23 protein-coding genes and 1 riboswitch are annotated in these 20,412 nt (G+C 28.7%); of the genes, 11 read left to right on the forward strand and 12 right to left on the reverse strand.

Features of this window, described 5'->3' with window-relative positions; translation table 11 throughout:
- The first annotated feature begins 14 nt into the window (after nt 1-14).
- Both miaA and ACTNBA_RS17600 read left to right on the forward strand, forming a co-directional pair.
- A complete protein-coding gene (miaA, locus tag ACTNBA_RS17595; protein ID WP_441075585.1) occupies nt 15-956 on the forward strand; it encodes a tRNA (adenosine(37)-N6)-dimethylallyltransferase MiaA in 942 nt (313 codons plus the stop codon).
- A 120-nt stretch (nt 957-1,076) separates the two neighbouring features.
- Nucleotides 1,077-2,360, forward strand: a complete 1,284-nt coding sequence (locus ACTNBA_RS17600) for a methionine gamma-lyase family protein (protein WP_441075586.1) — start codon at nt 1,077-1,079, stop codon at nt 2,358-2,360.
- Nucleotides 2,361-2,435: 75 nt separating this feature from the next.
- Here ACTNBA_RS17600 and lexA read toward each other — a convergent pair whose 3' ends face one another.
- A complete protein-coding gene (gene lexA / locus ACTNBA_RS17605; RefSeq protein ID WP_035132284.1) occupies nt 2,436-3,044 on the reverse strand; it encodes a transcriptional repressor LexA in 609 nt (202 codons plus the stop codon).
- Nucleotides 3,045-3,158: 114 nt separating this feature from the next.
- On the opposite strand from lexA, the gene ACTNBA_RS17610 reads away from it, so the two are divergent.
- From ACTNBA_RS17610 to ACTNBA_RS17625, 4 genes are all read left to right on the forward strand, one after another.
- Nucleotides 3,159-4,415: a DEAD/DEAH box helicase gene (locus ACTNBA_RS17610; protein ID WP_441075587.1), complete on the forward strand. Its 1,257-nt coding sequence runs from the start codon at nt 3,159-3,161 to the stop codon at nt 4,413-4,415.
- Nucleotides 4,416-4,481: 66 nt separating this feature from the next.
- The gene (locus tag ACTNBA_RS17615; RefSeq protein ID WP_441075588.1) at nt 4,482-5,084 is read left to right on the forward strand and encodes a protein kinase; all 603 of its coding nucleotides are present in this window, start codon (nt 4,482-4,484) and stop codon (nt 5,082-5,084) included.
- Between the two features lie 137 nt (nt 5,085-5,221).
- Nucleotides 5,222-5,911: a peptidylprolyl isomerase gene (locus ACTNBA_RS17620; protein ID WP_441075589.1), complete on the forward strand. Its 690-nt coding sequence runs from the start codon at nt 5,222-5,224 to the stop codon at nt 5,909-5,911.
- 444 nt (nt 5,912-6,355) lie between these two features.
- Nucleotides 6,356-7,219 carry a hypothetical protein gene (locus ACTNBA_RS17625; protein WP_441075590.1) on the forward strand — a complete coding sequence of 288 codons (864 nt, stop codon included), beginning with the start codon at nt 6,356-6,358 and terminating at the stop codon, nt 7,217-7,219.
- A 65-nt stretch (nt 7,220-7,284) separates the two neighbouring features.
- Here ACTNBA_RS17625 and ACTNBA_RS17630 read toward each other — a convergent pair whose 3' ends face one another.
- From ACTNBA_RS17630 to ACTNBA_RS17640, 3 genes are all read right to left on the reverse strand, one after another.
- A complete protein-coding gene (locus tag ACTNBA_RS17630; protein ID WP_035135877.1) occupies nt 7,285-7,728 on the reverse strand; it encodes a MarR family winged helix-turn-helix transcriptional regulator in 444 nt (147 codons plus the stop codon).
- Between the two features lie 184 nt (nt 7,729-7,912).
- Entirely contained in the window at nt 7,913-8,161 is a 249-nt protein-coding gene (locus ACTNBA_RS17635) for an AbrB/MazE/SpoVT family DNA-binding domain-containing protein (RefSeq protein ID WP_035135880.1), read from the reverse strand.
- A gap of 217 nt (nt 8,162-8,378) precedes the next feature.
- Entirely contained in the window at nt 8,379-8,870 is a 492-nt protein-coding gene (locus ACTNBA_RS17640) for a YajQ family cyclic di-GMP-binding protein (RefSeq protein ID WP_035135882.1), read from the reverse strand.
- Nucleotides 8,871-9,050: 180 nt separating this feature from the next.
- On the opposite strand from ACTNBA_RS17640, the gene ACTNBA_RS17645 reads away from it, so the two are divergent.
- Entirely contained in the window at nt 9,051-9,470 is a 420-nt protein-coding gene (locus tag ACTNBA_RS17645; RefSeq protein ID WP_441075591.1) for a hypothetical protein, read from the forward strand.
- 427 nt (nt 9,471-9,897) lie between these two features.
- On the forward strand, nt 9,898-11,499 hold the full coding sequence (locus tag ACTNBA_RS17650) for an ABC-F family ATP-binding cassette domain-containing protein (RefSeq protein ID WP_441075592.1): 1,602 nt from the start codon (nt 9,898-9,900) through the stop codon (nt 11,497-11,499).
- A 49-nt stretch (nt 11,500-11,548) separates the two neighbouring features.
- Here ACTNBA_RS17650 and ACTNBA_RS17655 read toward each other — a convergent pair whose 3' ends face one another.
- From ACTNBA_RS17655 to thiW, 3 genes are all read right to left on the reverse strand, one after another.
- Nucleotides 11,549-12,547: a tyrosine recombinase XerC gene (locus ACTNBA_RS17655; RefSeq protein WP_441075593.1), complete on the reverse strand. Its 999-nt coding sequence runs from the start codon at nt 12,545-12,547 to the stop codon at nt 11,549-11,551.
- 91 nt (nt 12,548-12,638) lie between these two features.
- Entirely contained in the window at nt 12,639-13,472 is an 834-nt protein-coding gene (gene thiM, locus ACTNBA_RS17660) for a hydroxyethylthiazole kinase (protein ID WP_441075594.1), read from the reverse strand.
- A 49-nt stretch (nt 13,473-13,521) separates the two neighbouring features.
- Nucleotides 13,522-14,025: an energy coupling factor transporter S component ThiW gene (thiW, locus tag ACTNBA_RS17665; RefSeq protein WP_441075595.1), complete on the reverse strand. Its 504-nt coding sequence runs from the start codon at nt 14,023-14,025 to the stop codon at nt 13,522-13,524.
- A gap of 94 nt (nt 14,026-14,119) precedes the next feature.
- Nucleotides 14,120-14,221, reverse strand: a riboswitch (TPP riboswitch).
- Nucleotides 14,222-14,362: 141 nt separating this feature from the next.
- On the opposite strand from thiW, the gene ACTNBA_RS17670 reads away from it, so the two are divergent.
- Nucleotides 14,363-15,049, forward strand: a complete 687-nt coding sequence (locus ACTNBA_RS17670; RefSeq protein ID WP_441075596.1) for a CPBP family intramembrane glutamic endopeptidase — start codon at nt 14,363-14,365, stop codon at nt 15,047-15,049.
- A 27-nt stretch (nt 15,050-15,076) separates the two neighbouring features.
- Here the strand turns inward: ACTNBA_RS17670 and purB are convergent, their stop codons facing one another.
- Entirely contained in the window at nt 15,077-16,507 is a 1,431-nt protein-coding gene (gene purB / locus ACTNBA_RS17675) for an adenylosuccinate lyase (RefSeq protein ID WP_035135775.1), read from the reverse strand.
- 212 nt (nt 16,508-16,719) lie between these two features.
- On the opposite strand from purB, the gene ACTNBA_RS17680 reads away from it, so the two are divergent.
- Entirely contained in the window at nt 16,720-16,926 is a 207-nt protein-coding gene (locus ACTNBA_RS17680; protein ID WP_035135773.1) for a DUF378 domain-containing protein, read from the forward strand.
- A gap of 240 nt (nt 16,927-17,166) precedes the next feature.
- Nucleotides 17,167-17,661 (forward strand): metallophosphoesterase family protein, encoded by a 495-nt coding sequence (locus tag ACTNBA_RS17685; RefSeq protein WP_441075597.1) that lies wholly within the window; start codon nt 17,167-17,169, stop codon nt 17,659-17,661.
- A 29-nt stretch (nt 17,662-17,690) separates the two neighbouring features.
- On the opposite strand, the gene ACTNBA_RS17690 is transcribed toward ACTNBA_RS17685, so the two are convergent.
- From ACTNBA_RS17690 to ACTNBA_RS17705, 4 genes are all read right to left on the reverse strand, one after another.
- Nucleotides 17,691-18,626, reverse strand: a complete 936-nt coding sequence (locus tag ACTNBA_RS17690; protein WP_441075598.1) for a phosphotransferase — start codon at nt 18,624-18,626, stop codon at nt 17,691-17,693.
- 100 nt (nt 18,627-18,726) lie between these two features.
- Nucleotides 18,727-19,242, reverse strand: a complete 516-nt coding sequence (locus ACTNBA_RS17695; protein WP_441075599.1) for a GNAT family N-acetyltransferase — start codon at nt 19,240-19,242, stop codon at nt 18,727-18,729.
- Nucleotides 19,243-19,286: 44 nt separating this feature from the next.
- Nucleotides 19,287-19,874: a hypothetical protein gene (locus ACTNBA_RS17700; RefSeq protein ID WP_346869462.1), complete on the reverse strand. Its 588-nt coding sequence runs from the start codon at nt 19,872-19,874 to the stop codon at nt 19,287-19,289.
- 21 nt (nt 19,875-19,895) lie between these two features.
- The gene (locus ACTNBA_RS17705) at nt 19,896-20,297 is read right to left on the reverse strand and encodes a nuclear transport factor 2 family protein (RefSeq protein ID WP_441075600.1); all 402 of its coding nucleotides are present in this window, start codon (nt 20,295-20,297) and stop codon (nt 19,896-19,898) included.
- Between the last annotated feature and the right edge of the window lie 115 nt (nt 20,298-20,412).

The following is a 20,412-nucleotide window of genomic DNA, read 5'->3' on the forward strand; positions in this document are numbered from 1 at the left end:
AAGGGATTAAAGCAATGAAAGATTTATTTATATTAGCAGGACCTACTGGTATTGGCAAAACAAAGATTTCAATTCATATTGCCAAAGAACTTAATGGGGAAATAATATCTGCTGATTCTATGCAGATATATAAGAAGATGGATATTGGATCTGCTAAGATATCCAAAGAAGAGATGAATGGTGTGAAGCATCATCTCATTGATTTTTTAGATCCTAGTGAAAACTTCAGTGTGGCAGAGTTTAGTTCTTTGGCAAAGGAAACCATTGAAGAAATAAGTAGTGAGAATAAGCTTCCCATGCTGGTAGGTGGCACTGGGCTTTATATTAATTCTCTTATTTATAATTATAGTTTTGCTGAAACTAATAAAGATGAAGCTTATCGCAAAGAACTAGAACAGTTAGCCTTAGAAAATGGAGTAGAATATGTTCATGAGTTGTTAAAAGCCGTTGATGAAGTGAGTTATAACAAGTTATATCCAAATGATCTTAAAAGGGTAATTAGAGCTTTAGAGGTTTATAAGGTAACGGGAATTCCTATATCTAAAGCAGCTAAAAATGATGAGATTTTTGATATACCTTACAAAGTTTATTATTATGTATTAAATATGAATAGAGATAAGCTTTATGAAAGAATTAATCATCGTGTTGACTTAATGTTAGACGCTGGTCTTCTAGAAGAAGTAATAAGGTTAGAAAAAGAAGGATATACCACAGATATGCAATCTATGAAGGGAATAGGTTATAAAGAGCTATTACAACATCTTCATGGTGAAGTTTCTAAAGAGAAGGCTATAGAAAATATAAAGCAATTTAGTAGAAATTATGCTAAACGTCAGCTTACTTGGTTTAGAAAAGACCCAAGGGTTAAGTGGATAGACAAGGATGATTTTTCTAATGATGAGGATGTAGCAAAATTTATTATTAATGATTATAAAGAGAAAAAATATAAAGACTAAGTTAATTTTAAATATTGTATAAGATATATAGATAGCTATGAATATTAAGGAATTATTTGCTTAATATTTATAGCTATGTTAGTATTAGAATGTTATTTTATGTTTAAGGAGCGATTTTTTATGATAGAAAAAACTAAAGAGTTTTTAATAAATAACTTTAAAATAAATGAAGAAGTTTTTAAAGTATCAGAAGAAGCTTTAAAGGATATTCAAGAGCAATTTTCTATGATGGATGATATTCGAGAATATAATCAATTAAAAGTTCTTAGTGCTTTGCAAGCTGAAAGAGTTAGTGATATGCATTTTACTAATTCTAGTGGATATGGTTATGGTGATGTTGGTAGAGATACTTTAGATAAGGTTTTCGCTAGAGTATTTAATACAGAAGCAGCCCTAGTTAGGCCACACTTTGTAAATGGAACTCATGCTATTGGATGTGCTTTATTTGGCAACCTACGACCAGGAGATACAATGCTGAGTATATGTGGTTCACCTTATGATACCTTACATAACATTATAGGAATAACTAAGGATGTAAATATAGGCTCTTTAAAGGAATATGGGGTAAACTATAAGCAATTAGAGTTGACAAGTGCAGGTAAAGTTAATATTGAAGAGGTTCAAAAGACTTTAAAAGAAGACCATAGCATAAAACTTGTACATATTCAAAGATCTACAGGATATGGGTGGAGAAATGCACTGTTAGTAGAGGAAATAGGTGAAATAATAAAGTCAATTAAAGAGATCAAACCAGAGGTAATTTGCTTTGTTGATAACTGTTATGGCGAATTTATAGATACTATAGAGCCAACAGATGTAGGAGCTGATCTTATAGCTGGTTCTTTAATAAAAAATATTGGTGGGGGAATTGCGCCAACAGGGGGGTACATAGCAGGTAAAGAAGCCTATGTAACTCAAGCAGCTTATAGATTGACCATTCCAGGTATAGGTGGAGAGTGTGGTTCTACCTTTGGTGTTATGAGAAGTTTATATCAAGGATTGTTTTTAGCCCCTCACGTGGCTGTGGAAGCTGTAAAGACAGCTATATTCTGTTCAAGGGTAATGGAACTTTTAGGTTTTGAGGTACTCCCAAAATATGATACTAAGAGAAGTGATATCATACAAGCTGTTAAATTTAATGATAAAGATAAATTAATTCAGTTTTGCAAGGGTATTCAAGCGGGTTCTCCAATAGATTCATTTGTAGAATGTGAACCTTGGGCTATGCCTGGTTATGAAGATGAAGTAATTATGGCTGCGGGTGCATTTATACAAGGTTCTTCCATTGAACTTTCTGCTGACGCTCCAATAAGAGAGCCATATATAGCATATCTTCAAGGTGGATTGACCTTTGATCATGGAAAAGTTGGAGTTTTAATGGCTATATCTAGAATATTATCTTAATTAGGAGTTAAATTAATAGATGTATAATAAATTTATTTTATTATATAAAAAATATTAAGAAGCTATTATAGCTTCTTAATATTTTCTATAGATTCCTGATAGTTTACCTAAGATTTTGCAATCGTCAACAATTATTGGCTCCATGGTGGAGTTTTCTGGTTGTAGTCTAATATGCCCATCTTCTTTAAAAAAAGTTTTTATAGTGGCTTCATTTTCTATTAGAGCAACTACAATATCTCCATTAGATGCAATAGAAGTTTTTTCTATTATAGCTAAGTCTTTATCATGGATTCCAGCTTCTATCATACTGTCACCTTGAACTTTAAGTATAAATAATTCATTTGTACTGTTTACAAAGTCAAGGGGGATAGTTAGATAATCTTCTATACTTTCTTGGGCAAGTATAGGAATTCCAGCTGTAACTTTACCTATAATAGGAATATTAATCATTTCTTTTTTATTATGAGGTTCTTGCAGTAATTCTATTGCCCTTGGTTTAGTTGGGTCACGTCTTATTAAGCCTTTTTTCTCAAGTCTAGTAAGATGACCATGAACCGTAGATGTTGAACTTAAATTTACAGCTTCACAAATTTCTCTTACTGAAGGGGGATACCCTTTAGTATTAACTTGATTTTTAATAAACTCATAAATTTCTGATTGTTTACCACTTTTAATTTCAATCATGAAAACACCTCTCAATCTAGATAATTATACCATAAGAAATAAAGAATATCAAACCTTTGTTCTCATATAGGAAAATTATTGTAGTAAATTTAAATAAAAACTGGAGATGAAAAAATGGAAAATTTTTTAGAATTAAATATAAATGCGGAAATAATAAAGGTATTGGAGGAATTAAAGATAACAAAGCCAACTCTAATACAAGAATTATCAATTCCTAAAATATCAGAAAATATGGATGTGATAATGCAAAGTGAAACAGGCAGTGGTAAAACCTTGGCTTATTTGCTACCACTAATTGAGAGAATTGATTATGAAAAAAGAGAAAATCAATTTATAGTCTTAGTTCCTACCCATGAATTAGCCCTTCAAGTAAATGAAGTTTTAAGTACTTTGGGAGATAAATCTTCTTTGAATATAAAGTCTACGGTTATCATGGGGGATGTAAATATAAAAAGACAGGTTGAAAAACTAAAGGAAAAACCTCAATTTGTAATAGGTTCTCCAGGAAGAATACTAGAGCTAATAAAAATGAAAAAAATAAGTGCTCATACAGTTAAAACTATAGTAATTGATGAGTGTGATAAACTTTTAGACAAAAATAATTTAAATATAGTTAAGGATGTTATAAAAACTACACTTAGAGATAGACAATTAGTAATGACTTCTGCCACTTTAACAGAAGAAGCTTTAAGTATTGGGGAAAGCTTAATGAAATCCCCTAAAATCATAAAGTGTAATGATGATTCAACTATAAATCCTAACATAAACAATTTATATATAGTTTGTGATAGGAGGGATAAGATACTTATTCTTAGAAAATTAATGGCAAGTATAAATCCTAGAAAAGCTATTGCCTTTATTAATAAAAGTGATGAAATAGAAATATTAACTACTAAGCTAAAATACCATGGACTAAAGGTGGATGGAATACATGGTAGTTTTGTTAAAAATCAAAGACAAAAAACCATGTTAGACTTTAAATCGGAGCGTATAAACCTTTTGGTATCTTCAGATTTATCTGCAAGGGGATTGGATATAGAGGACGTTACTCATATATTCAATGTAGACTTACCAGAAGATATAAATACTTATGTGCATAGAAGTGGTAGAACAGCTCGTGGAGATAAAAGTGGTACTGTTATATCTATTATTTCACCTAAGGAGATAGCGCAATTGAAAGCTTATAGTAAAAAACTGAATTTTAATCTTACTGAGAAGACTATATCTCACGGAAATATTGAAGATGTAGCTGTTGTGGTTAAAAACTATAAGAAGAGTAATGCACCTTCAGATAAAAGGTCAAAACCATCTGAGAAATCATCAAAACCTAGGAAGAATACTGCTAAAAAAGACAAAAGAGATAAAAGATAGGTATAAGGATAATATAAAGTATATCTTATGCATATAATCTAATAGAGTTCTATCTAGGGAGGAATTATGTCTAGACATTTTACAAATGCAATTTACTTAAGTGATGAAGTGGAGAACATTATAAGGAGTTCTAAATTCCTAGGGAAGGGCAATAATGGAGTGGTATATAGAATTGATAATGAGAGAATTATAAAAATATTTAATGATAAAAAAGTTTGCGAAACAGAGTATGTAATTCTTAAATCATCTATGCATCATCCATCCTTTCCTAAGGTTTTTGACTATGGAGATTTTTTTATTGTAAGAGAGTTTGTAGATGGGATAAGACTTGATAAGTATCTAAATCATAACCCTCTAAATCAGAAACTAGTAAGAAGCCTAGTAGATTTAATAAATGATTTTAAAGAACTTGGTTATAAAAAGTTAGATATACGTTGCAAGGATCTTTATGTACAAGAGGACTTTTCTATCAAAGTTATAGATCCAAAGGATAACTTTGATAGGGAGATGCCTTTTCCACGGCATCTGATGAGAGGTATACTAAAGAGAGATAGTATAGGTGAATTTTTCTATTATCTACAAAGAATAGATAGGAATCTATACGAATCTTGGAGAAGTCAATTTAAAGAATATCTAAAAAAATTAGCTGAGAAAGATAAAAAGCTCTAAGAATGACAGTCTTAGAGCTTTTGTGTTTAATTGGATAATTTTAATCAAAAATTAACTAATTATAGGTTTTATTTTAAAAGATACAATGGTAAACTTATCTAGTAAAACATATAAACCTATGAAAGGAGACGTTTTAAATGAAAAAAAGTACATTAGGAACTTTGATTATTACAGCAATACTTTCCCTTGCATTAATAGGATGCAGTACCTCTAATAAGACTAGTAAAGAGGAAACTAATACTGGAAGTAATGATAATAAAGAAATATATCTTTCAAAGGAAACGGAGAAGAAGGAGGGGGATAAAAATCCAGTGGCTACCATAGAAATGGAAGACGGAAAAATTATAAAGCTGGAGCTTTATCCCGAAATAGCACCAAATACCGTTAGAAACTTTATAAGTCTTGCTAATAGTAAATTTTATGATGGTTTAATATTTCATAGAGTAATTTCAGGCTTTATGATTCAAGGTGGAGATCCAGAAGGAACTGGAATGGGTGGACCTGACTACTCCATATATGGTGAATTTACAAATAATCAGTTTGAAAATACTCTTTTACATACTAAGGGTGTTATATCGATGGCTAGATCGAATGATAATAAGAATTCTGCTGGATCTCAATTTTTTATTATGAGTAAAGACGCCACTCATTTAGATGGAGACTATGCATCCTTTGGTAAGGTTATAGAAGGTATGGATGTAGTAGACTCTATAGAACAAGTAGAAACTGGCAGTAATGATAGACCTAAGAAGGATATAAAAATTAAATCCATTTCGGTAGATACCTTTGGAGTTACTTATAATGAACCTGTAAAATATACAAAATAATTTTAAATAAACCTAGCTGTGTTATGGCTAGGTTTATTTTTTTTATAAACTGAGTTCTTGGCTTCAGAGAGATTTTCGAATTGAAGCTTACTAGCAGACTTCTTAGTATCAGTATTTTTAATACTAAGAAGTCGTTATCTTTTAGGAGAAAACGTAGCCCTTCGTTGTTCTCATCGAATAAATACACTGCTACCTCTTTTTGAAGTGTTTAATTTTCCTACGTATACATATTTTTTTATCTACTTCCTCTTTTATTATTACTTAATTATTTCAATATAGTAATCATTCAATATAATGTTAGTTATATTGAATGGTAATTATAATAATTTACGATAAAAATATGTTTACATAATGTAAACGTGGATTAAATGCTTGTTTACAAAGGTAAAATAATGTATACTTAAATCAAGGTGTAATTTTATAAATTTTAAGGATGTGTAATTAATGGATTCAATTTTAAGTGTAAGGATAAGCGAGGAACTAAAAGAGAAATTTCAAAGTTTAGCTGAGGTAGAAGGGATAAATAATAAAGAATTCATGGATCTTATAATAAGGAACTACGAATTAAACAAAGCTTCAACGGGTACAGACTTTATTAAAAGCGATGTAGAAGAGTTACAGAGCATAACAAAAAGAATTTTAGATATATACATAAATATGATAGAAAAGAGCAAGGTTAAGAACTCAGAAATTGTTAATAGTTTTAAAGGAACTTTAGAGGAAGAGACTAATAGAAGTGAAAAATTAAAGGGGAATATAGAAAGTTTAAAAAAAGAACTAGAAGATTTAAAGTCTCATAATAAAGAACTGAAGGATTCGTTAAAGGAATATAAAGAACTTTTAGAAAAAGAGAGAGAAGATATCAAGGGATATAAAGAGTTAAACCTCATGTTAAAGGATAAGGTAAATGAGTTAAATGCCTATAAAAATGAAGCAGAAAGTTTAAGATCAATAAACCGAAACATGGAAGAGAACTTAAAAAACCTAGAGAGAGAAAAGGAAAGCCTTACTAATAAATTAAATGAGGAATTAAATCATAGTATTGCATTAGAAGATGAAATTCAGGATATGAAGAGTTCTTATGAAAATAAGATTAAGCAGATCTCAGAGGAGTTTAGCAGAGAATTAAGATTAAAAGATGATGAAATAAGGATTTCTATGCAAAAAGAAGTACTACAAAAAGAGGAAGAGTACAGAAAAGAAATTTGGTCTATGAAATCTCATTATGATGATAAAATTTCTAAATTGATGGATGATAAAGAACAATTACTACTGAAAATAAGAGACGATATAAACAACAATAAATAATATAAAAAATAGTATAAAAAATGCTGAAGTATTTCTAATTTTAAAATTAGGCTCCAGCATTTTTGTTATTTACCTTCTGTATAAGCATGTTCTAGTATATCTAAATATTCAGTAAAACTATCCTTGTCTTCTTTAGAAACGTTTTCTAAGGAATAATCGAGAAATTTACATCTTTCCATAATTACTGCTTCTAATATGTTATGTCCCTTTTCTAAACCTTCTATTCTAACTATTCGTCTATCTTTTGAATCTCTGACTCTCTTGACAAGATCCTTACTTTCCATTCTATCAACTAAATCAGTGATGGTGCTAGGGGCTTGATATAGTTTATTGCTAAGTTCACTAATAGTTACTTCTTTATGATTTACTATAATTTGTAAAGCTTCAAATTGTGCAGGAGTAATATCATAATCTTCTAATATAGTTCTTCCTTTTTTCTTTATATAAAAGCATACTCTTCTTAATAGTTTCTCTATCTTTTCTATTTGTGGATCTTCATAAATTTTCAAAAAATCACTCCTAAATTATATTATAAAAAACATTAAAGTTTATTATACTTCTGTATTATTATACACTTTTTTTCGAATATAGTCAATTAATTACAATTCAATGATAAAATTCAATAAAAAACAGCATCTTGAATTAAAATCAAAATGCTGTTTTTGTATTTTAAATTAATTATGTAAGAATTTATTATTCTTGCATTTTAGCAATACTATCAAGACATTCTTCACAAATATTTTTACCTTTGTAGTTTTTAACGTCTCTAGCATTACCACAGAATAAACATGCTGGCTCATATTTTTTTAATATGATTTGATCTCTATCTACATAAATTTCTAAAGCATCTTTTATCTCGATGTCTAAAGTTCTTCTTAACTCTATTGGAATTACTATTCTTCCTAATTCGTCTACTTTTCTTACTATACCTGTTGATTTCATAATATTTTCCTCCTAAATGTTTGTTATTTATTTTTTCATAAGTATAAGTGGGATTATATATAACTATTATATATAATTATTGTAATTTGTATACATTATTAAATTATCCAATTCCCATTAAATTATACATTAATAGTTAATATATATCTATTATAACTTATTCTTTTAAATTTTAACAGAGATTTTTTGCATTTGTCATATTTTACAAATGTAAACCTTACCTATAGTTAGTGAATTGTACATCTATACCATAGTCTTTAGATTTTAATAGCTGCATTGTTTCTTGTAAATCATCCTTATTCTTTCCAGATATCCTTAACTGATCATCCATTATTTGAGGCTGAACTTTTATTTTACTAGCTTTAATATCTGCCACCATAGCTTTAGCTTTCTCAGTAGAGATACCTTTTATTAATTTACAAGTAACTTTAGCTGTACCTAGAGAACCTGAATCAATTTTACCAACTTCAAGAGCTTTGGAAGAGACACCTCTTTTAATAAATTTCCCCTTGAGTATGTCGATTACAGTATCTAACTTAAACTCATCATCAGATATGAGCTTAACTTCATCTTTTAGTAAAGTTATTTCTGTCTTAGTACCTTTAAAGTCATATCTTTGTTTAATTTCCTTTAGGGCTTGATTAATAGCATTATCAACTTCTTGCATATTAATTTCAGAAACCACATCAAAGGAATATGAACTTGCCATACTTAGAACCTCCTTAAAATAATCTATATGTAAAAAACATATAAATATATAATAATTTATATATTTAAAAATGTCTATATAAATTTTAAAAAATTTAGATTTATTTTTAGTTGATGTTTTTCAATAGTTTTGTTAAAATAGTCTAATGATTTAATAAAGATAAAACAGGAAGTGATGATAATGAAATACTGTATTTTTGATGAAAAGAAAGTATGTAATGATTGTGGAGAGTGCAATGTATGTGAATACAATAGAGATAAGATCTGTGATAACTGTGGTAAATGTCTAGAGATTGAAGGATATGATGTTAAGGCTGTAAAAATAGATGAGGTATTTGAAAAGAATAAAGAAGAAGAAATCAAAATCGATTTGGAAGACTTTAGTGATTTTGATACAATTGAAGAAGAGGATAGCTTTGAAGAAGATGTAGTACCATTAGAAGAAGATGAAATACCATATATAGATGCTCTCGATGATGAATCTAATTGGGATTATATATCTGATGTAGAAGGCATGGATGAACTTATGGAAGAAACGGGTACAGATGGACTGCTACATGAAGAATATCCAGGTTTATATGTAGTAAATAATAAAAGATAGCTACACAAAACTATTATATATGATATAATAGTTTTATAATATTTTACTACGGAGGTACAAAAGAATGAGCATTACTATTCTTAATTAATTTTATAGGCATAACAAAATAAATACTTATTACAATTTAAATGTAGTTTTATGTTTTTTGTTGTGCAATTAATTAGGCAGTGGTAATCTATTCTTTTAATTCTAATCATATAATAAGTATAAAACTGTTTTGATAGGTAAAGGTATGTAATTATGGTTTACTATAATTAATTTATTTTAATAGTTTCTATTTACCCTTAACCAGTTTATATTATATGAATTAATAATAGAGTTGTAAGTTTGGTTTTAATTGCTTATCGTGATTAAAACCTTTTTTGTTTCTTAAAATTGAAGTACCACCATTGCCTTTTGATAGACTTTATTAAAAGGAGTGTTATAAATGGGTAAGATAATTATAAAAAATATTTCTAAATCCTTTCAAAATCGCACGATTTTAAATAATATAAGTTTTGAAATAGGAGATAATTTTAAGATAGGTCTGGTAGGAGAAAATGGCGTAGGTAAAAGTACCTTAAAACAAATAATAACTAAGGAGATTTCCTACGATGAAGGAAGTATCAATTATATTCCTTCAAATATTCTTATCGGAATTATAGATGAAAACTTATATAATAGTAATACTTTTTTAAGTGGTGGTGAAGCTACTAAAAAAGAAATTCTTAATATATTTCATAGTAACTATGATTTGTTTATACTAGATGAGCCTACAAATCATTTAGATTTAAGTGGTGTTCAATGGTTAGAAAGGCTTATAAATTCTATAAACAAACCTATGATTATAATAAGTCATGATAGGTTTTTCTTGGATGAAGTTACAAATAAGACCTTCGTTTTAAGTAATAACGGAATAAAAACCTATGAAGGTAATTATTCTTCCTATGAAAAACAGCTATTAATGGAAAAGATAACCAATGAGAATTTATATAACAAACAACAACAGGAAATAAGAGCTTTGAAAGAAAATATCAGTCAAAGAAAACAATGGTTTAACAAAGCACACAAAATGGCGGGTACTAATGACCACTTAAGGGCATTAAGTAAAAAGCATGTTTCTATAATGAGATCAAAAGAAAAAAAGTTAGAAAAATTAAAAGAAAATGGAGTTGAAAGAATAAAGGATAATTCTTCAATTAAACTTAAACTTAATAATAATAATAGTTTTAAAACAGCCATAAGAGTTGAAAATCTTAGTAAATCTTTCGATAAGAAATTATTATTTAAAGATGGGAATTTTACTATAAATGGTGGAGATAAAGTCGGCATCATTGGCAATAATGGTAGTGGGAAGACTACATTACTAAATATTCTTCTAGGTGAAGATAAGAATTACATTGGTGATGTTTATTTAAACTCAAATATGAAAATTAGCAGTTTATCTCAATATCTAGAAGTAGTAAATGAAGAAATAACTATATTAGACTATTTATTAACCACCAATGAAACTGAAAATATAATTCGGTTATATTTAGGAAGTGTATTTATAAAAGGGGATAGAGTAAATACATTAATTAAAAACTTAAGTATGGGCGAAAAATGCAGAGTAATATTTACTAAAATAATCATTGAAAATCCTGATTTAATAATTCTTGATGAGCCAACTAATTATATGGATATCTTATCTAAAGAAAGTGTAAGTTTGCTTTTAAAAAGTTATTCTGGAACAGCTTTGGTAGTTTCCCATGATAGACATTTAATTTCTACAGTATGTAATAGAATTCTAAAAATAGAAAATAACAAAATTATTAATTTTACTGGAAATCATACTGAGATAATTGAGTTTTTCACTTGTAATAAGACTAGTAATAGTAAATTAAAGGTTAATAAAGATGAAATATTAATGCTTCAGTGTCGACTTTCCCAGCTAAGTGGTTTACTAGATGATCCTTCATTAGAAAAGGATGCTAAGTTAAATTATGAAAAAGAATTTTTGAATACGAGCAGGCGTATATCTGAATTGAGAGATATAAAATATAAAAAGTAATAAAAAGAAGGATAGTAGCCATAGATTTGATAGCTGCTATCCTTCTTTATTATTCATCCCCTAAGGGGTGAGTGTTAATAGCATCTCTTAGGGTTTCATCATCAACATGAACATATATTTGAGTAGTACTTACATTTTCATGACCTAATATCTCTTGGAGAGTTTTAACATCTACACCACCATGTTTATGAAGTAATGTTGCAGAGGTATGCCTTAATTTATGAGGTGTGTATTTATCGGTATCAAGACCTGCTGCACCTACATATTTTTTTATTATTCTTTCTACAGTGCGTTTATTGATTCTTCTATACTTTCCACTTATGAATAGAGCCTCTGTATCCTCACTATGAACTTTATCTGCAATATCGTTTCTTACAACAAGATACTTATTTATAGCCTTAATTGATGCTTTATTAAGATATATAGTCCTTTCTTTATTTCCTTTACCAATGACAGTAAGGGTATCACCTTTAATATTGGCAATATTGATGCTGCAAAGCTCTGATAGTCTCACACCACAATTTAAGAATAGGGTAATTATACATAAATCCCTAGGTGAATTTTTATCTCTATTATTAGCTACAGCTAATAAGTCTCTACTTTCATCTAAAGTTAAGTAAATGGGGGAGCGCTTTCCTATTTTAGGACTTTCTAAGTCTAAAGTAGGATCTGTAGGTATAATTTTAGCTTTAGAACATAAATAGTGAAAAAAGGACTTTAGAGAGGCAACTTTTCTTGCCTTTGCATAGGTTCCATTTTCTCTCATATTCTCTAAAAAAGATAGATAGGTGTAAAAATCAACCAATTCTAAATTTTTAAGATAATCAGAAGAGATGTTATCAATAGGAATATTTTCAAAAATTACATCCTGTGATAAAGTTACTTCATTATTATGTACTTTAAGAAATTTAAAGAATAAAGTTAGATCATAAGCGTAGGCAACTAAAGTATTGCTAGAAACACCTTTAACAGAAGAAAGGTAACTTAAATAATCCTTTAGTATTTTGGGTAGAGAATTATCTTGCATATAATTTAATTTCGAATCCATAAAATCCATTCCCCTTTAATTTTTATAGCATAATGTCGCGAAACTTACATTTCACGACATTAATTATTCTATGAAGAGAGGTAAAAATCCTTTAATTTTTAAAAAACTTTTCTATTTTAATTTTTTCTTCTAAAATTTTATAATCTATATTACTCACAGAATCAATCAAATGTATTTTTAAAGATCCACTTCCCTGAAACTTTTCTACTATTTTATTATAAGCAAGTTCACCACATACTCCCATAATACAGAAAGCAGTTACCGTTGCATCAAAGATTCTATGAGGATTAGCACCAACTAAAACTCCTATAATTGATGAAAGCATACATCCTGTTCCGGTGACATTTCTCATAGATGGATGCCCATTTCTAATAATATATACTAAATCTTTATCTGCAACTATATCTATAGCCCCTGTAATGGCTATAATTGCCCCTAGATCCTTAGAAAGTTCCCTGGCTAGAGTAATTGCACCTTCTATATTATCTTCTGTTATAGACTCAATTTCACTGGCATCTACACCCTTACATATAGTTTTTTTCTTTCCTATAGTTTTTATTTCAGATATATTACCTTTTATAACTTGAAAATCTACAGTGTTTAAAAGTTCCTTTACAGCCTGTTGTCTAAAGGATGATGCACCAATACCCACAGGATCCAATATTACAGGATGCTTTAATTTATTAGCTCTCCTCCCTGCCTTAATCATAGCTTCTAACTTTCTTGGATTTAAAGTGCCTAAATTCATTACTAAAGCATTACATAAGGTGGTTATCTCCTCTACTTCCTCTGGATCATCTGACATAATAGGAGAACCACCACAAGCTAAGGTTATATTAGCACAATCATTAGCTGCTACATAATTAGTTATATTGTGCACAAGAGGGTTTGTTTTTCTTGCTGAATCTAAAATATCTTTAATCATTTTATATCCTCTCCCTAAGATCTATTTTAAAATACTAAGATATTAAGTTCTAATTACCTTCATTAGAAACTTTATATAATATGCCTGTTTTCTTAAGAGCTATTAAAAATAATATGGCAATTAGTGCGCCACCAATAGAGCTTACGCTAAATGGCACCACAAAGCCCCATAGCGCGGCTTCCTTTGATAGGATGAACTTTGCTACCGGATAGGCTATTAAAGCTCCTATTACACCTGTACCGAAGATTTCTCCTATGGATGCCATAGTTATTTTTTTATTATATTTATATAGGATTTCAGCTAAAAGAGCTCCACACATACTTCCAGGAAAAGCTAGGAAGGTACCTGTACCAATAAGCACTCTAATTGTGGAAGTAAGGAAAGCTATAGCTACTCCATAAAAAGGACCTAAAATAACAGCTGATAAAACATTTATCAAATGCTGAACTGGAGCACATTTTGCAATTCCTACTGGTATAACTATAACTGTAGATAAAATAACTCCCATGGCAATGAAAATTCCAGCTAAAGTTAGTTTTTTTGTTTTTAACATTACATATCATCCCCTCAAAATCAATATTTTTAATTTACTTACCCTCCCCTATATGAACAAAAATAAAAGGCATACCAACTAAGTGGTATACCTATAATTATATAAATCTACTTCCTACGTTGGCATTATCCAAATCAGGTACGGTCGAAGTTTACACTCCCTCTCAGCCTGTACACAAGCTCCCGAATATTAAGTTAACTAAATATTATCATAATGAATTACTATAGTCAATTAAGGATATACTTGCTATTTTAGAAAAATAATATGCTATAATTATTTTAAAGCCTTGAGTCATTATTTAAAGCTGTATACATAAAATTTTCAAGGAGGATGATCTATGGAAAATAAACAAGCCACTCTATCTATTATTTTAGTAGTAATATTAGGTTGTATTATTATGGCCCTAGTGGAAATTTTAATTGTACCTAATTATTTTACAAAGTCTTTAATAAAAATATGTATCTTTTTACTATTGCCCTTAATTGTATGTATAAAACAGAGAGCTATTTCCTTTAAAGCACTTTTTAAAGGAAGTAAAAAAAGCATATTTTTTGCACTTATATTTGGTATAGTTGTATATGTATTTATACTAGGAGCTTATTTTATTCTAGGTCCATTTTTTGATTTTTCTATGGTCACTACTAATTTAGAGAATAATTTAGGAGTAACTAAAGAAAACTTTTTATTTGTAGCACTATACATTACATCAGTTAATTCCCTTTTGGAAGAGTTTTTCTTCCGTGGTTTTTCCTTCTTATCTTTAAAACAGGTAAGTTCAAGAAAAGCTGCTTATATTTTTAGTGCTTTAGCCTTTGCAATTTATCATGTGGCTATTATGAATAATTGGTTTACTCCCCCACTGTTCATTTTGCTTATAGTTTCACTATTTATAGCTGGACTTCTTTTTAATTACCTGAATGAAAGGTTTAATAATATTTATGTCTCTTGGATAGTTCATATGTCTGCTAATTTAGCTACTAACACTGTGGGATTTATCCTCTTTGGCATCATAAAAATAAGCTGAAATGCATTAGCATTCCAGCTTATTTTATTATACGTTTATTTCTACTTCTTCACCTAATTCATTTTTATGAGCTTCTAATATAGGGTTTATATATTCCTCTATAAAATCAACTACCTGCCCACTAGATCTTCCAGTGAACTTACTTGGATCTATTATAGATAGAATTTCTTCTTTTGATAATCCAAAGGATTCATCAGCTAATATTCTTTCTATTAAATCATTCTTTTCTCCAAACTCTTTTACTTGTCTTGCAGCAGCTAAAGAATGAACTCTTATTTTTTCATGAAGTTCTTGTCTATCCCCTCCACGCTTAACAGCTTCCATCATAATATTTTCTGTAGCCATAAATGGTAACTCACTATTAACATGGGCAGCTATTACCTTTTCATATACCACCATATTAGAAGTTATGTTTATATACAGGTTAAGCACTCCATCAAGAGCTAAGAAAGCTTCTGCAACGGATATACGTTTATTAGCAGAATCATCTAGTGTTCTTTCAAACCATTGAGTTGCAGCAGTAATTGCCGGGTTAAGAGAGTTTACAATTATATATCTTGAAAGTGCACTAATTCTTTCACTTCTCATAGGATTTCTCTTATATGCCATAGCTGAAGATCCTATCTGATGTTTTTCAAAAGGTTCTTCCATTTCCTTCATGTTTTGAAGAAGTCTCATATCATTACTAAATTTGTATGCACTTTGTGCTACTTCAGATAATGTATTTAATATTATAGAATCTAATTTTCTAGAGTAAGTTTGGCCAGTAACAGGATATGCTTTTTCAAAGCCCATTTTTTTACATACAATTTTATCAAGCTCTTTAACTTTTTCTTCATCATTGTTAAATAAAGACATAAAGCTAGCTTGAGTTCCTGTTGTTCCCTTAACTCCTCTAAATTTCATTTTATCAATTGCAAAATCAAGGTTTTCTAAATCCATTAATAACTCTTGCATCCAAAGAGTAGCTCTCTTTCCTACAGTTGTAAGCTGAGCCGGTTGAAGATGTGTAAATCCAAGAGTTGGAACGTCTTTATATTTTAAAGCAAACTTGCTTAGTTGATCTAACACATTTATTACTTTTTTTCTAATTAATATAAGAGCATCTCTCATAATAAGTAGGTCCGTATTGTCACCTACATAACAGCTAGTAGCTCCTAGATGTATTATTCCTTTAGCAGATGGAGCTACAACCCCATAAGCATATACATGACTCATTACATCATGTCTAACTTCTTTTTCTCTAGCAGCAGCTAATTCATAGTCAATGTTTTCAATATTGTCTCTAAGCTCTTTTATTTGTTCATCAGTAATATTTAATCCTAATTCTTGTTCTCCCTCAGCTAATGCAACCCAAAGTTTTCTCCAAGTTTTAAATTTCATTTCCTCAGAAAAAATATAGCTCATTTCCTTAGATGCATATCTAGAATTTAATGGTGAATTATATGTATCTCTCATAGTAACCTCCGTACAAAAATGTTTTTTTATCTAATATCATTCACTATTATAACATATTATATAAATATAAGTCCAATTAAAATTCGTGTTATTTATAATAATAGGTTATTCTCATTGTTCTATTTTATCCAAATATATCATATATATTAAACATAAAATATATTAATGGATTTAAACATATCATAATATAATTAAAATGGGGGGAAGTTTTTATGTGCAAAATTAATTTATTAGACAAAATATCATTTGTACTTGTTATTATAGGCGCAATTAATTGGGGAATATTTGGACTCTTCAATTTTGATCTTGTTCATTTCATCTTTAGTTTTTCAGATATGCTAGTTAGAGCAATATATATATTAGTAGGACTAGCAGGCATAAATATGATTAGATTTTTATATTGTCTCAATAAAAAATAGTATCTCTAATATTAAGAAATAGTTCTATATGTAAATATTTATATATGGAACTATTTCCATTTTTATGTAGGAAACTATTAAACTATGAAAAAATATAAATAGTTAAATAGTTGTACTGTTCATGGGGATCTCAGAGGATGTGTCATTGGAATATTAGAATAAAATAGACTTATTTATCCTCTATACCAAAGAATAATGGTATAATATTTTACGGAAATATATACTTATTGGAGGGATAACATGAAAATTGCTTTTATTGGTGATACTCATCATAATGAAAGAGCTTTAAAAGTAGCTTCAAAATATATAAATAATTTAAAATCTGATATAGTTATTCATCTGGGAGATTGCATAGAAGACGTAAAACTCTTAGAAAAAACTTTCAAAGGTGAAATATGTGCAGTGGCTGGAAACTGTGATTTGTCTAATACATATCCTAAAGAAGATACTATTACTATTAATGGACTAAAAATTTTCTTTACCCATGGAGATTTATATAATGTTAAAAGTACCATGAATAGTATAGCTATAAAAGCAGAGAGCATTGGTGCAGATGTGGTACTCTTTGGTCATACCCATATACCTCTTAAAGAAGAATATAGAAATATTATATTTATGAATCCTGGCAGTATCCCTAAGCCTTCTCCATGGGCTAAAGGAAAATATATAGGCTTTATAGAAATTGATGATGATGGAGTTATAGTTACTGCTGAATTAAAGAGCGTAGAATTATAAAATAAAAGCCATCTTTTCGAAGATGGTTTTTATTTGTATACGTGATTTATCTCATTATAAAGATTATCGTACATTTCATTTAACATTTTAATTTGTGAAGTACTCACTTTTATAACTTTATCTTTGAATTTCATTCCTTTTTCACCCATAAAATCTAAACAAAACACTAATGTATATAATTTGAGTATTTTTCTTTCAATTTCCAATGAATTCATTTCATTCATAATATATTCAACATATTTTGTATCATAACCTAAACTTATAAGTGCCATATTAGTTAATGCCACATAGTAAAGTTTATCTCCAAAGCACATCCAATCTATATCAATTATACCCGAGAGCTTTCCACAATATATCAAAACGTTTTTCGAACTTAAATCATCTAAAAATGGTATAGGTTCTATGGCGTTAAAGTAATCATTATAATTTTCTAAAAGAACTTCTACACTATCTACTTTTCTATAATCAAATATATTATTTTCTTTTATTCTTAACCTAGACCTATTAAGATGCTCTAGTATAACCTCTTTCCATGTTTTTTTATAACTTTTATCATTATAGGAAGTTAGATCCCCATATCCAGAATTTTTAGGTAAAGTTGATACTTTATTTTGTATGTTTACTATATTTCTTGCAATATCTCTTTTTTCTTCATCTGACAAATTTAAATATATATTTCCTAAATCGTCTCCATGTATGTAACTCAAAACTAGATATGAAAATTCATTATACTTTCCATTATCAATGATTGAAGGAATCGGAAGGTTTAGAGGTTGCAATCTATTAAGCCAATATATAGTATCTTTATAAGCATGTTTATCATTATTTATTCTTAGTACAAAGGTTTCTTCACTAAAACATATTTTATATACATAATTGCCATATCCTATTTCAAAAAATTTAATTCTACTTGGATATTCATTAAAACTCTTAAGACAAATTTCATTTACAATTGACTCATTCATTATATTAATTTCTCCTGTTCTAATTATTAGATATATTTTTATATTAAATAATATAAATTAAGGTTGCTCATAATAAGAATAATACTTAAAACTGATGTTTTTACCGAAGTTCTATCCAATATCTTTGAGTTACTTCATTTCCATTAATAACTTCATTTTCTAGAATTCCACCATTATTCATAATGGTTTTAGCTGAACCTACATTATTTTTGTCACAAGTAATTAATGCCTTATTTATTCCTAATTTTTTAGATATGGGTAGTGCTAGAGTTAACATTTGAGAAGCATAACCTTTTCTCCGCTGAGAAGGTCTTATTCCATATCCAATATGTCCTCCATACTGTAATAAGTAATCATTTAGCTCATGCCTAATATCTATAGCACCATAAATTTTATTATGATTATCTATCAGAAAATACATAGAAGAAGGAACCAGTCCTTTCTCATACATCCTTTCTGACTCATATTCTTTCCACTTAGTTACTAACTCTTTGAAACTCATGCTATCTCGTTTAGCTGCATTTGGAACAATCTTCTCTTCAGTAGCTTCCCATTCAGTAATATAGTTTACATATTCTTTCTCCATAGATAATGTGGGTTTAACTAATTTAAACAACTATCTCACTCCTTGTCATATTATATATTTATTAAAGCTTTAATCTATATTTTAATGCCCTTCTCTTTTAAATAATTAAATATACGTTCTTTATCTTTTAATCCTTTGAATAATATTGCCTCATAAATGTAATATCCACTGGTAAATGGAGTTCTTCCTTCTTCAGTTATAATGGAGTTTTTTACATTTAAGATTAAGCTCCTGTTTTCTTCATTTAAATTTTTAATTACTTTAGAGACATAGTTTTTATTAAATTCAAAACTTTCTTTATCTACAATCCACAAATCCATTTTCCAAGTTTTATCGGTGATCTTACTTTCATATTGAATTCCCCAATAAAATCCCTTTGGAAGTCCTTTCTTAGGGTAATTAACAAAGTCTTGAAATTTCATTAGTTTAATGTTCTTTATCTTTGCAAGTTCACTCCCCATTTTAAAGAAATTATCTAAAGAAAATTCTTCTCCATTCATTACCATGTTCATATCAATATCTTCCCAGGCCATTAAATTAAATCTATAACTACCAGTATAATTAACTTGTCCATATTTCTTTAGAATAGAGTCAATACCTTCTTTATAAATTATATCTTCAGCTTCTTTATGTAATTCTATAGCACGATTTAAATAATTCATTATTTCACCTCACTCACTATTTTAATTGTGTAATAATTTATTTTCAATTTCAAATTTACATGATAAAGTTCCTTGATGAAAAAACATTTTCCATTTTCCATCGCAATATTTCCATATGGAACTACGAAGAGAATATTTTTTATTTTCATCAATTTCATTATGCTTTATTACTTTATACATGGCTAATATACAATCCTTTGATAATTCTTTTATATTAAAATCTAAAATTTCACACTGTAATGTAGTATCATCATCTTGATCTTGATGTATATCTCCTTTTTCATAATGATATTCTATTCCTGAGCTACAAAATTCGATAAAATCATCTGCTAATATATCATTTATCTTTTGTGCTGATTTTCTTACTTCTGATTTTAGTAAATTATTCTCTAATTCTAATACATGTTCTTTGATATAATTCATTATTTCACCTTGTATAATGAACTCATAGTAAAAATTCACTATACTTTCCCTTTCATAATAATTTTTACTATACTTAACATAAGACGCTGTGGATTAGTTCAATCACCTATAGCTA

Origin of the sequence: Clostridium sulfidigenes (assembly GCF_052067195.1) — a bacterium.
GTDB classification, from domain to species: Bacteria; Bacillota; Clostridia; order Clostridiales; family Clostridiaceae; genus Clostridium_J; species Clostridium_J sulfidigenes.